The following is an 11,641-nucleotide window of genomic DNA, read 5'->3' on the forward strand; positions in this document are numbered from 1 at the left end:
CCGGGCGAAGATGATGCCGCGTACGACCCGCTCGTCGAGGTAGCCGCCGCCGAACCCGCGGGCCCAGTTCCCGCGGTACTCGAACGCCCGGGCGTGCGTTCCCTGCTGCTCCGGCGGGATCGTGACCTTGGCGTACGGCCCCATGCTGCTGGTCACGCCGTAGATGAACTGGGTGCGGTCGGACTCGAGCAGCCGGATGAAGTCCGCCCGCGTCGTGGCCATCGCCTCGCGCGCACCTGGGCCGATGGCGACCGACTCCCCGCCCTCCGACACCCGCCGGTAGTTCTCCAGCGTGAAGTCGTCCCTGCCGTTGATCACCACGGTCATGCTCCGGAAGTTAGCTTTTGCCTGCAGGGGAAGCAACGCGATGATCGCTGCGCAGGTGCGTCGGGGGGCCCGCGACGGAGGATCAGCCGAAGCAAACGTCAAGCATCAACCGAGGTAATGGGAGCCTCCTGTCAGGATTGAACTGACGACCGCTCGCTTACAAGGCGAGTGCTCTACCACTGAGCTAAGGAGGCAAAAGCCGGGTGCAAGCCTAACCGGTCGTCAGTCGTCGCTGTCGATGATGCGTTGCGAGCGCACCGGCCGCGACGACGACGAAGACCGCCGCGGTGTGCGCCGCGGCAGCGGGATGCGTTCGGCGATGCTGCTCAGCGGGTTGACCACCAGGGTGAGCGCTGTGACGGCGTCTTGCAGGGTGGCGATGGCGGGCTCCAGCGCCTCCATCCCGGGCGCCAGCCGGCCGAGGGTGTCGGCGAGGTCGGTGAGCTGTTCGAGTGGTCCGTGCTTCGAGGTGATCTGGTCGATCAGTCCGCCGTCGGCGAGCAGTCGCTCGGCCACGCCGTCTTCGGCCAGCAACCGTTCGATCATCCCGTCGTCACCGATGATCCGATCGGCCAGTCCGCCGGGCTGCAGCGCGCGTTGCAAACTGCCGCCCTCGGCGGTCATCCGGTCCAGCAGTCCGCCCGGGGCTGTCACCAGGTCGACCAACCCGCCGGGGCGCAGCAGGCGGTCCACCGCCCCGTCGGGCGCGATCGCGCGTCCCAGCGGCATATCGTCATCCAGCAGCCTGGCCAGCCGATTGGCGCGCGCCAACGCGTCATCGATCCCGAGCATGCCCGCCATTGCGTTCGAGCCGCCGCTGGTCCCGGTGCCCAGCGCCCGCTTCGCCAGGGCGAGGCCGGCGCCCGCGAGGTTCAGGCTCGCCTCCGTGGCGGCAAGTCCGATCCGTGCGGGAGCGGTCGCCAGATCCACGATGGTTTTGCCGAGATTCATGCTGCGAGTGTATTCGCGGTGTGCCGTGAATAACGCGGGATGGTCCGAGCAGCCACAATGAACCCTGACAGAATACTGTCAGTCCATTGGCACCTCGCTCGCAGGAATTACACAATGAATATAAAGCTACTGTTCAACTATGCGCGAAGGAACTGACGTCATGACGGCGGCAAACCAAAGCGAGTCGACACCGGAGGCTCGTGTCCTCGTCGTCGACGACGAGGCCAACATCGTCGAGCTGCTCTCGGTGAGCCTGAAGTTCCAAGGTTTTGAGGTCTACACGGCGACCAACGGCGCCCAAGCGCTCGACCGGGCGCGCGAAGCCCGGCCGGACGCGGTGATCCTCGACGTGATGATGCCCGGGATGGACGGCTTCGGCGTGCTGCGCCGACTGCGCGCCGACGGTATCGATGCCCCGGCGTTGTTCCTGACGGCCCGAGACTCTTTGCAGGACAAGATCGCCGGCCTGACTCTGGGCGGCGACGACTACGTGACTAAACCGTTCAGCCTCGAGGAGGTCGTCGCTCGGCTGCGGGTCATCCTCCGACGGGCCGGCAAAGGCGGCGCGGAACCGCGCAACGCGCGCCTGTCATTCGCCGACATCGAACTCGACGAGGAGACCCACGAGGTGTGGAAGGCCGGCGAACCGGTCTCGCTGTCACCGACCGAGTTCACGCTGCTGCGCTACTTCGTGATCAACGCGGGCACGGTGCTGAGCAAACCCAAGATCCTCGACCACGTGTGGCGTTACGACTTCGGCGGCGACGTCAACGTCGTGGAGTCCTACGTCTCCTATCTGCGCCGCAAGATCGATACTGGGGAAAGGCGGCTGCTGCACACATTGCGCGGGGTGGGCTATGTATTGCGCGAGCCGCGCTGAGCGCCAGCGGACTCACCCGGCGAGATAGGCGGATATGGCCGAAATGCTTCGACGCGGAATGCCGCTGCGGGTGGGACTGGTGGCCGGCACGCTGCTTCTGGTCGCCTGCGGGCTGGTGACCTCGGGGGTCGCGGTCACCTCGATCCTGCGGCACAGCCTGGTCAGCCGGATCGACTCGACGCTGCTGGAAGCCTCCCGGAGCTGGGCGCAGGCCCCCCGGCGGCAGGCAGCGCCGCCCTACGAGGGCCCCGACCCCGGCCGTCCGCCGTCGAAGTTCTACGTGCGCGGCGTCGGCGTCGACGGCACCGCCTTCACCGCCATCAACGACCGCAACGCGGAACCGGCCCTGCCGCCCAACAACGACGTGGGCCCGAATCCGACGACGGTGCCGTCGGTCAACGGCTCGGATATTCAGTGGCGGGCGGTGTCGGTTCGCGGGCCACACGGCCTGATCACCGTGGCGATCGACCTGTCCGACGTTCAGCACACGGTTCGCTCGCTGATCTGGCTGCAGTTCGGCATCGGGGTGGCGGTGCTGGTGGTGGTCGGGATCGCCGGCTACGCGGTGGTACACCGCAGCCTGCGACCGCTGGGCGAAGTCGAACAAACCGCCGCGGCGATCGCGTCGGGCCAGCTGGATCGCCGGGTTCCGGAACGTGATCCCCGTACCGAAGTGGGCCGACTTTCGTTGGCGCTCAACGGAATGCTGACTCAAATTCAGCAAGCGCTGGCGTCTTCGGAGTCGTCGGCCGAGAAAGCCCGCGGCTCGGAGGAGCGGATGCGGCGGTTCATCACCGACGCCAGTCACGAACTGCGCACGCCGCTGACCACCATTCGCGGCTTCGCGGAGTTGTACCGGCAGGGCGCCGCGCGCGACGTGGCGATGCTGCTGTCGCGAATCGAGAGCGAAGCCAGCCGGATGGGTCTGCTGGTCGACGATCTGCTGCTGCTGGCCCGCTTGGATGTGCAGCGGCCGCTCGAACACAATCAGGTGGACCTGCTGGCGCTGGCCAGCGACGGCGTGCATGACGCGCGGGCGGTCGACCCCAACCGCAGGATCACCATGGAGGTCCTGGACGGTCCCGGCACCCCGGAGGTGCTCGGCGACGAGCCCCGGCTGCGCCAGGTGCTGAGCAACCTCATTGCCAATGCCTTACAACACACCCCGGCGAGCGCCGACGTCACCGTGCGGGTGGGCACCGAGGGCGACGACGCCGTCCTCGAGGTCGCCGACGAAGGCCCCGGCATGAGCCACGAGGACGCGGGGCGGGTGTTCGAGAGGTTCTACCGCACCGACTCGTCACGGGCCCGCGCCAGCGGTGGTACCGGACTGGGGCTATCGATCGTCGACTCGTTGGTGCGCGCGCACGGCGGCGTTGTCACTGTGACCACCGCGCCCGGGGAAGGTTGCTGCTTCCGCGTCAGCATGCCGCGCGTCAGCGACGTGCACGCGACCGTCTAACCCGGCGCGAGCGGCCGCAAATGTACGCGTGTACGGGCCTCATGCCAACTGAGCCAGCGCCGCCTTGATCTTGGCCTGCGCGTCGTCCAGGGATTGCGGCGACGGGTTGCGGTCGACGTTGGCGAACCCGAAGTCGCCGAGGCTGCGCGTCGGGAACACGTGAACGTGCAGATGAGGCACCTCAAGTCCGGCGATGATCACGCCCGCCCGGTCGACGCCGAACGCCTTGCACACGGCCTTGCCGATCAGCTGACTCACCGCCATGACCCGGCTGAACGCCGCGCCGTCGACGTTTTGCCATTGATCGATCTCGGCGCGCGGCACCACCAACGTGTGCCCCTGCGTCATGGGTTCGATCGTCAGAAACGCGACGACGTCGTCGTCCTCATAAACGAAGCGGCCGGGCAGTTCGCGGTTGATGATCTTGGTGAAGATCGAAGCCATGGGCTCAAGCATATGTTCGCGGCCGCGACCCCAGTCCGCGGCGGTCGTCTCGGCGCGACAGCGCAGGCCCGACGATACTTGCCGCCACGCGGTGCCGAAGCTAAATCGTTAACGCCGCGTTGCTGTTTCGTTTTGCACGGTCGCCAAAATCACTTTGACGAAATTCACAACGACGACCCAATTCACGGCGAAGGGGCCTGCGTGCGGTTTCCTGTGGCGGTGCTGCGCATTTCGATCGCAGTCATTGCCGCTTGCGCCGCATCGCTGATCCCCGCGTCGCTTCCGTTTGAGGTTCCGGCGACCGCGCGGGCGGCGGCCTCGTTCGGGCCGCTGGCGCCGCCCAATCCGTTCATGGCGCCCAATGGCCTCGCGTCCATGCACAACGACGCCGGATCGGCGGATGCGGGACCGCTTCCCGGGCCGGGTGCGCACCTGGCCGCGATCTTCGGGTACCCCCTGCTCGCCGCCTGCCCGACGATCACGCAGGGCACCGACGGCCTGGTGCTGGCGCTGTGTACGACCGACCTCAATCAGACCCCGACCGTGTTCCTGATCGATCCCAGCGGCGTGCTCCCGCGCGTCGTCCCACTGGCGCGGCTCGCAGTGACCAAGGGCGGACTGCTCGGCGGCGTCTACGCCTACCTGGACCAATTCAACCGAATAGTGCTGATCGACGGCGCCAACCACCTGCTGCGCATCAACCATGTCAAGGACGGGCCGCTGGGCCGCTGGCAGCTGAACGTCGCCGAGTCCACCGACCTGTCCGGTGCGATACCGTCCGGCGACAGCTCGGTCGGCCTGGTCCCCGACTATGACGGCAACGTCTGGTTCGCCACCGCCAATGGTGTCGTGGGGGTGGTCAAGGCGGCCGGCGGCGTGGCCACCATGCACCTGCCGGCCGGGGAACAAGTGGCCAACAGCATCTCCGCGTCGCCCAGCAATCGCGTCGCGGTGGCCACCACCTTCGCCCTCTACGAGATCATTCTCGACGGCAGCGGCAACCCGCAGATCCTGTGGACCCAGCCGTACGACCGTGGCCCCGCCCGCAAGCCCGGCCAACTGAGCTGGGGAACCGGTTCCACCCCAACCTATTTCGGCCCCACCGGCGCTGATTACCTGACCATCGTCGACAACGCCAGTCCGCAGGTGCACGCGCTGGTCTACCAGTCCGGCACCGGCGCTTTGATCTGTCAGCAAACCGTCCTGACCAAAGGTGGTCCAGGGAGCGAGAACTCGCCGATCGGGGTCGGCAACACGATGTTCATCGCCAGCACCTACGGCTACCCCTATCCGACGGTTCCGGCGGGCGCGGGCCCGGCGGTACCGGCGACGGCGCCGTTTGTCGGCGGGATGACCCGGGTGGACGTCGACAACCCCGGCTGCCACACCGTGTGGGAGAGCACGGTCCGCAGCGCGGCGTTGCCGCACCTGTCCGTTGCGGACAGCCTGATCTACACCATCACTCGCATCGGATTCGACAACACCACACCGGCCGACATCTTCGCCTTCGCCGTCATCGACCCCGAAAACGGAAAACTTCTTCTGCAGCAACCGAAATCGGCCACCATTCTGAGCGACCCCATCCAGACCGCCTGCATGGTCCTGATGGACAACAAGATCATGCAGGGCAACATCACCGGGCTCGGGCGGATCGGCCTAGGTGCCGGATGACTCCGGCTTGGTGAACTTCATCATCTCGAGGTTCCAGTACCCGCGCATGTTGCTGATCAGCCCGGCCTCGTTCACCCGATAGGTGAACACCCCGCGGACCTCGCTGGTGTAACCGTTCTCAAACTTGCTGTGCAGCACCAGGATATGGGCGATCTCGTCGGGTGAGCTGCACGGGAATGTCTCCTCGCAGGTGACGGTCAATTGATTGGTGGCGATGTTCTTGTCGTAGAAGCCGGCGACGGCCTCCTTTCCGCGCATGCCGGTGCCGTCGGGGTTGGTGACGGACTTGCCGATCGGGTCCTCGACGACGACGTCGTCTGCCATCAGGGCGAGCCAGCCCTCCCTGTCGTGGGCGTGGACGCATCGCCACGAGGACTGCGATGCGGTCAGTGCCGGGGATTGGACGGTTTGGGTCATGGTTGTTTCCCTTCTTAGATTGCGCACGCGGCGCGCGCGCCTTCCTCGGTGGCTTTGCGGATGAGACCAAGGCCGCTGCAGTCGCCGGCGGCGTGCACCTGGGTGTCGGGCATGGCGGTGACCAGGCTGTCGAACAGAGTCGTGTCGGGCTCGACCGTTCCGGCCAGCACCACGCTGTCGGCTGGCATATGCCGGACACTCCCGCTGGCGGGTGTGAAAAGCACGGCGGCCGTGGTGATTTGTTCGACAGTCGCACGGACGTGGACGGTGACTCCGAGCCGGTCGAGCCGATCCATGTGTTCGGTCTTGCGCTTGTTGCCCACTTCCGGCGCGATGTCCTTGCCGGCCTCTAGTATCGATACGAGCCGGCCCCGGGCCGCCAGGAATTCGGCGAGTTCCAGTGCGACCAGGTCGCCGCCGATTATGACCACGCGGCGGCCGATCGGCATCCACGCGCGGGTGGCCAGCCGCACCGCGGTGGGTCGCACCAGGCGCTGCCGCCAGCCGCTCAACAGCGAAGCGCCGAGCCGCTGCCAGGACGAGTCGCTCGACTCGGCATGACCGCCCAACAGTTCACGTAGGCCAGGTCCGGTATGCACATGCGGCAGGTCGGCGCCCGGGATCGACGGCACCGCGACGTGCCCGCCGGTGGCCACCACCACCGCCTCCGGTCTCATCGCGACCAGATCTTCGGGCGAAATAGTTTGACCCAGAGTCACTTTCACGCTGCTGTGCCGAATTTCGTCCCGCAGATACCGCAGGAACGGCTGGTTCTCCGGATGCAGGACGGCCGCCCAGCGCAACGCGCCGCCGAGCTGGCCGGCGCGTTCGAAAAGCGTGACGCGGTGGCCCCGCTCGGCCGCCACGCGGGCGGCCTCCAGTCCGGCCGGGCCGCCGCCGATCACGGCTACCTGCTTGGCGCGGACAGCGCGGGGCGCTGCCAGTTCGCGCTCTTTGCCGGTGCGGGGGTTGACGGCGCAGTCCACCGAGAACCGCTGTTCCATTGCGTCGATGCAGTTTTCACACGAGATGCACTTGCGGACCCGGTGCGCCTGGCCGGATCGCAGCTTGCCCGGCAGGTCGGGGTCGGCCAGCAGCGGGCGTCCCATGGCGATGAAGTCGGCGCGGCCCTGAGCCAGGATCCGTTCGCCCGCAGCGGGGTCGTGGATCCGCCCGACGGCGATCACCGGCACGTCCACGACCTGCTTGACCGCGGCCGCGGCACCCACGTTGAGCGCGTCGCCGTCGTCGGCGCCGTTGACCATCCCGGTGACGAGCCGGTCGATGACACCGCCGCTGACGTGGAACGCGTCCACCCCGGCGGCTACCAGTTGCGGTGCCACCTGCGCGGTTTCGTAGATCGGCCGGCCTCCGGCGACGCGTTCGTATCCGGAGATGCGCAGTGTGATCGGCAGCGCGTCACCGATCTCGGACCTAATCGCGGCCAGCGCGTCGAGCACTGCCCGCACCCGGCCGCGCGGCGAAAAGCCCTGGTAGTCGTCGGTGCGCCGATTGCGTTGTGGGGCAAGGAAAGAGCCGAGCAGCATGTAGCCGTGCGCGGCGTGCAGCTCGATACCGTCGTATCCGGCTTCGGCGGCACGGCGGACCGCGGCCTTGAACAAGTCGAACACCTCGGTCAGCTGCTGCGCGGTGTTCTCAACCGACGGGCGGCCGGTCAGATACGACGGAATCACCGACGGCCCCAGGGACGTAACACCGAAGATCTCTGGTCCCAGGCCGTCGGGCCCGGCATGGACGATCTGGGGCTGGATCTTGGCGCCGTGTTCGTGCACCACCTCGACCAGCGCCCGGTGCGCGTCGACGGCGTCGTCGGTGGCCAGATGCAAACCGCTGGGAGTCTCCGGGTGATGGTGGTTGATTCCGGTGGCCCCCAACGTGATCAGGCCTACTCCACCCTTCGCACGGGCGGCGAAGTAGTCACGGGTGCGTTCGGAGGGAAGTCCGTCGGGGGTCCCGTACATCGTCTCCATCGGAGACATGACGATGCGGTTGCGCACCGTCATGGCGCCGATTCGTCCTGGCCGCAGCAGGTGTGGAAAGCCGGCCACCCACGTGACCGGGCGACTAGCGGTCGGCGTCCGTGTACCGGATGACGCCGCGAATATTCTTGCCGTTCAGCATGTCCTGGTAGCCCTCGTTGATCTGCTCCAGGCGGTACTGGGTGGTCACCATGTCGTCCAGGTTCAGCTTGCCGGCCTTGTACATCGACAGCAGTTGCGGGATGTCGTATTGCGGGTTGCCGCCGCCGAAGATGGTGCCCTGCAGGTTCTTCTGCATCAGGGTCAGCATCGCGAGGTTCAGGTTGACGTTGGTGTCCAGCAGGCTGCCGATCGCGGTCACCACGCAGGTGCCGCCCTTCTGGGTGATGGTGAGGTAGGTGTCGATGTCGGCGCCCTGCAGCTCACCGACGGTGACGATCACCTTGTGGGCCATCAGGCCGTAGGTGACCTCCATGATGCCCATCAGCGCGGCGTTGATGTCGGGATAGACGTGGGTGGCGCCGAACTTGAGCGCCTGGTCGCGTTTCCACTCCACCGGGTCGATCGCGAAGATGTAGCGGGCGCCCGCGTTGACCGCACCCTGCAGTGCGGCCATGCCGACGCCGCCGACTCCGACGATCGCGACGTCTTGGCCCGGCCGGATGTCGGCGGTGCGAACCGCGGAGCCGTAGCCGGTGGTGACGCCGCAACCGACCAGCGCGGCCACCTCGAACGGGACGGACGGGTCGATCTTCACCACCGAGCTGCGGTGCACGACCATGTACGGCGAGAACGTGCCCAGCAGCGTCATGGGGAACACGTTCTGGCCGCGGGCCTGGATGCGGAAGGTGCCGTCGGACACGGCGGCGCCGGCCAACAGCCCGGCGCCGAGATCGCACAGGTTGCGCATGCCCGCCTGACAGGTCGGACATTGCCCGCAGGACGGAATGAACGACAGCACCACGTGGTCGCCCGGGGCCAGATCCTCCACGCCGGGCCCGACCTCGGTGACGATGCCCGCACCCTCGTGTCCGCCGAGCACCGGGAAGCCCGCCATCGGGATACCGCCGGTGACCAGGTGGTGATCCGAGTGGCACATGCCCGCGGCTTCCATCTGGATCTTGACCTCGTCTTTGACGGGGTCGCCGATCTCGATCTCTTCGATGGACCACGGCTGGTTGAATTCCCAGATCAGTGCGCCCTTGGTCTTCACCGTAAACCTGCTTTCGTCATTGAACTTCGGCTACGAACAGCCCGAGCTCCGTCGAGCAACCGCTTGGTTGAGTGTAGGTCAGCTATCAAAGTGGCCCGCCGGGAGCTACCAAATGGGCGCCGGAGCCTCGCCGAGCGGGTAGTAGCCCGGCAGCCTTTCCCCGGCCATGCCCCGTTCGATTCGTTTTTGCATGCCGGCCGAGAGTTTCCCTGCCTTCATCAGCTTCATGTACAGCGCCGAGACGTGACCGAAGTCGAAGAAATCGCGCTGCCACTCGATGAGCTTGTCGGCGTTGAGCCGGAACCAGCTGCCGCCGATGCCGTAGATCTCCTGCTGGCCGCCCTGCCCGTCGACGACGACCTGCTTCCAGAAGCCGACGATCTCGCCCTGGCGGTCGTCGATGAGGACCTTCTGGTAGGGGTACTGCCAGTCCTCGAGGCCCTCCATCTCCAGGCCCAGCGCGATGTCGCGGATCTCGTCGCGGCCGACGCACATCACGTCTTCCTTGGGGCCGATGTTCCACCCGTAGGTGGCGTCGGGGGCATAGAAGTCGATGAGCGGCGTCCAGTCGCCCGCCTTCTCACAGTCCTTGTTGGCCTGCAGCCAGGACTGCACCCACTCGTCGAGCTCTGCACGGTCGAAAGACGCCATTGTCGTTAGTCCTCTTCTTTGATGAATAGTGCTTGGGTGGGACAGGCCATGACGGCCTGCTCGATCTCTGGGCGGGCGTCGTCGGGCGGCTGGGAATCCAGAATCTCGACCTTGCCCCGCTTGGGCACCCGGAAGTAGTCGGGCGCCTCCAGTTCGCACATTGCGTGGCCCTGACATAGATCCAGGTCGGCTTCGATCCGATAGCCCATCTCAGTCCTCTTTGCGGCGGCGGTAGCGGACCTTGGCCGGCGTGGCCAGCTGGACGACCATCTTGGAGTGGTCGTTGTGATAGCTGTCGGCGGGCTGCGCCATCTCAAACTCGTACTCACGCAACAGAACCGAGAAGATCGCCTTGATCTGCATGGTCGCGAAGGCAGCACCGACGCAGCGGTGCCGGCCTGCCCCGAACGGAATCCAGGTCCATCGGTTGACGATGTCGGCCTGCTCCGGCTTGTTGTAGCGGTCGGGTTTGAACGCGTCGGGGTCGGGAAAGTCCTCGGGAATCCGGTTGGAGATCGCCGGGGACGCGGCGACGTAGTCACCGTCGTGGATCGGGAAGCCCTCGACCTCGAACTCGCCGTTGGCGACCCGCATCAGGATGATGAGCGGCGGGTGCAGGCGCAGCGTCTCCTTGACCACGTTGTCCAGCTTCGGAATCTGGCGCAGCGCATGGAAACTCACCTCCTGGCCGTCGGCGTAGAGCTCCTCGAGTTCGGCCAGCACTTCCCTATACACCTCGGGATGGCGGATCAGCTCGATCAGCGTCCACGCCGAAGTGCCCGAACTGGTGTGGTGCCCGGCGAACATCAGCGAGATGAACATGCCGGTGACTTCGTCGGCGGAGAACCGCGGGTTGCCCTCCTCGTCCTTGATCGACACCAGCACGTCGAGCATGTCGCGGTCGTGTTTGTCCTTGGGCGGGTTGGCGATCCGCTGGTTCATGATCTCCTGCACCAGCGCCACCAGGTCCTTGCGGGCCTGGTCGCGGCGCTGGAAACTCTCGATCGGCAGGTACGGGTCCACATAGCACAGCGGGTCGGTGCCGCGCTCCAGCTCGTGGTAGTAGTGCGCGAACCGGGAATCCAGCTGATTGCGGAATTTCAGCCCGATAAGGCATGCCGTCGACGTGTAGATGGTCAGCTCGGCGAAGAAGTCGAGCAGGTCGATCTCGCCTTCCTCGCCCCACTCGGCAACCATCCGCTTGACTTCGCCCTCGATGGTGGCCGCGTGGCCTTTCATCTGCTCGCCGCGCAGCGCCGAGTTGTGCAGCATCTCCTTGCGGCGCTCCGGGCTGGCGTCGAAGACCACACCCTTGCCGAAGATCGGCGCCATGAACGGGTATGCCGCGGCCTGATCGAGATCCTCGTCGGCAGAACGGAAGAAGAACTCGTTGGCGCCGGCGCCGGAGAGCAGAATGACGTGCTTGTTGGCCAGCTGAAACCACCCGACATCCCCGCATTCGTCGCGGGTCCGCTGCATCAGACCGATCGGATCGGTGCGGAATTCCTCGAGATGCCCGTGTTCCTCTTCGCCGCCGGAAACCCGCGGCACCACCGCTGTCGTCATTTGCTCACTCCTCGAGCGTGCGAAGTCATGAATCCAGATCCTTCTCATCGACTTTCAGT

At 66.3% G+C, this 11,641-nt stretch carries 12 protein-coding genes and 1 tRNA gene; 3 read left to right on the forward strand and 10 right to left on the reverse strand.

Features of this window, described 5'->3' with window-relative positions; all coding sequences use genetic code 11:
- From VML93_RS01705 to VML93_RS01715, 3 genes are all read right to left on the reverse strand, one after another.
- Positions 1-327: aromatic amino acid lyase (locus VML93_RS01705; RefSeq protein ID WP_325607023.1), on the reverse strand; the 327-nt coding region annotated here is incomplete at its 3' end.
- A gap of 122 nt (positions 328-449) precedes the next feature.
- Positions 450-521 (reverse strand) — tRNA-Thr (locus VML93_RS01710).
- A gap of 28 nt (positions 522-549) precedes the next feature.
- Positions 550-1,278, reverse strand: coding sequence for a hypothetical protein (locus VML93_RS01715; RefSeq protein ID WP_325607025.1), 729 nt, complete (start codon positions 1,276-1,278; stop codon positions 550-552).
- 139 nt (positions 1,279-1,417) lie between these two features.
- Here VML93_RS01715 and VML93_RS01720 point away from each other — a divergent pair, with 139 nt between their 5' ends.
- Together VML93_RS01720 and VML93_RS01725 are read left to right on the forward strand one after the other, a co-directional pair.
- Positions 1,418-2,158: a response regulator transcription factor gene (locus VML93_RS01720; RefSeq protein ID WP_325607027.1), complete on the forward strand. Its 741-nt coding sequence runs from the start codon at positions 1,418-1,420 to the stop codon at positions 2,156-2,158.
- 34 nt (positions 2,159-2,192) lie between these two features.
- Complete coding sequence (locus tag VML93_RS01725) at positions 2,193-3,620, forward strand: HAMP domain-containing sensor histidine kinase (RefSeq protein ID WP_325607029.1); 1,428 nt, start codon at positions 2,193-2,195, stop codon at positions 3,618-3,620.
- 39 nt (positions 3,621-3,659) lie between these two features.
- Here VML93_RS01725 and VML93_RS01730 read toward each other — a convergent pair whose 3' ends face one another.
- Complete coding sequence (locus VML93_RS01730; RefSeq protein WP_325607031.1) at positions 3,660-4,064, reverse strand: HIT family protein; 405 nt, start codon at positions 4,062-4,064, stop codon at positions 3,660-3,662.
- A gap of 201 nt (positions 4,065-4,265) precedes the next feature.
- On the opposite strand from VML93_RS01730, the gene VML93_RS01735 reads away from it, so the two are divergent.
- A complete protein-coding gene (locus tag VML93_RS01735; RefSeq protein WP_325607033.1) occupies positions 4,266-5,735 on the forward strand; it encodes a hypothetical protein in 1,470 nt (489 codons plus the stop codon).
- On the opposite strand, the gene VML93_RS01740 is transcribed toward VML93_RS01735, so the two are convergent.
- The 6 genes from VML93_RS01740 to VML93_RS01765 form a co-directional block, all read right to left on the reverse strand.
- Positions 5,721-6,152: a ketosteroid isomerase family protein gene (locus VML93_RS01740; RefSeq protein ID WP_325607035.1), complete on the reverse strand. Its 432-nt coding sequence runs from the start codon at positions 6,150-6,152 to the stop codon at positions 5,721-5,723. The two genes, VML93_RS01735 and VML93_RS01740, sit on opposite strands and share 15 nt — an antisense overlap.
- Before the next feature lie 14 nt (positions 6,153-6,166).
- Positions 6,167-8,221 (reverse strand): FAD-dependent oxidoreductase, encoded by a 2,055-nt coding sequence (locus VML93_RS01745; RefSeq protein WP_325607037.1) that lies wholly within the window; start codon positions 8,219-8,221, stop codon positions 6,167-6,169.
- A gap of 16 nt (positions 8,222-8,237) precedes the next feature.
- Positions 8,238-9,365: an NDMA-dependent alcohol dehydrogenase gene (locus VML93_RS01750; RefSeq protein ID WP_325607039.1), complete on the reverse strand. Its 1,128-nt coding sequence runs from the start codon at positions 9,363-9,365 to the stop codon at positions 8,238-8,240.
- Positions 9,366-9,470: 105 nt separating this feature from the next.
- Positions 9,471-10,016 (reverse strand): nuclear transport factor 2 family protein, encoded by a 546-nt coding sequence (locus VML93_RS01755; protein WP_325607041.1) that lies wholly within the window; start codon positions 10,014-10,016, stop codon positions 9,471-9,473.
- Between the two features lie 5 nt (positions 10,017-10,021).
- Positions 10,022-10,225 (reverse strand): ferredoxin, encoded by a 204-nt coding sequence (locus VML93_RS01760; RefSeq protein WP_325607042.1) that lies wholly within the window; start codon positions 10,223-10,225, stop codon positions 10,022-10,024.
- 1 nt (position 10,226) lies between these two features.
- The gene (locus tag VML93_RS01765; protein WP_325607044.1) at positions 10,227-11,582 is read right to left on the reverse strand and encodes a cytochrome P450; all 1,356 of its coding nucleotides are present in this window, start codon (positions 11,580-11,582) and stop codon (positions 10,227-10,229) included.
- Positions 11,583-11,641 lie beyond the last annotated feature (59 nt).

Source organism: Mycobacterium sp. (assembly GCF_035499775.1).
In the GTDB taxonomy this organism is placed as follows: domain Bacteria; phylum Actinomycetota; class Actinomycetes; order Mycobacteriales; family Mycobacteriaceae; genus Mycobacterium.

Bases quoted from the DNA above. Each gene is read 5' to 3' on its own strand.
- VML93_RS01715 (WP_325607025.1), bottom strand. From the start codon at position 1,278: ATGAATCTCGGCAAAACCATCGTGGATCTGGCGACCGCTCCCGCACGG.
- VML93_RS01720 (WP_325607027.1), top strand. From the start codon at position 1,418: ATGCGCGAAGGAACTGACGTCATGACGGCGGCAAACCAAAGCGAGTCG.
- VML93_RS01725 (WP_325607029.1), top strand. From the start codon at position 2,193: ATGGCCGAAATGCTTCGACGCGGAATGCCGCTGCGGGTGGGACTGGTG.
- VML93_RS01730 (WP_325607031.1), bottom strand. From the start codon at position 4,064: ATGGCTTCGATCTTCACCAAGATCATCAACCGCGAACTGCCCGGCCGC.
- VML93_RS01740 (WP_325607035.1), bottom strand. From the start codon at position 6,152: ATGACCCAAACCGTCCAATCCCCGGCACTGACCGCATCGCAGTCCTCG.
- VML93_RS01755 (WP_325607041.1), bottom strand. From the start codon at position 10,016: ATGGCGTCTTTCGACCGTGCAGAGCTCGACGAGTGGGTGCAGTCCTGG.
- VML93_RS01760 (WP_325607042.1), bottom strand. From the start codon at position 10,225: ATGGGCTATCGGATCGAAGCCGACCTGGATCTATGTCAGGGCCACGCA.
- VML93_RS01765 (WP_325607044.1), bottom strand. From the start codon at position 11,582: ATGACGACAGCGGTGGTGCCGCGGGTTTCCGGCGGCGAAGAGGAACAC.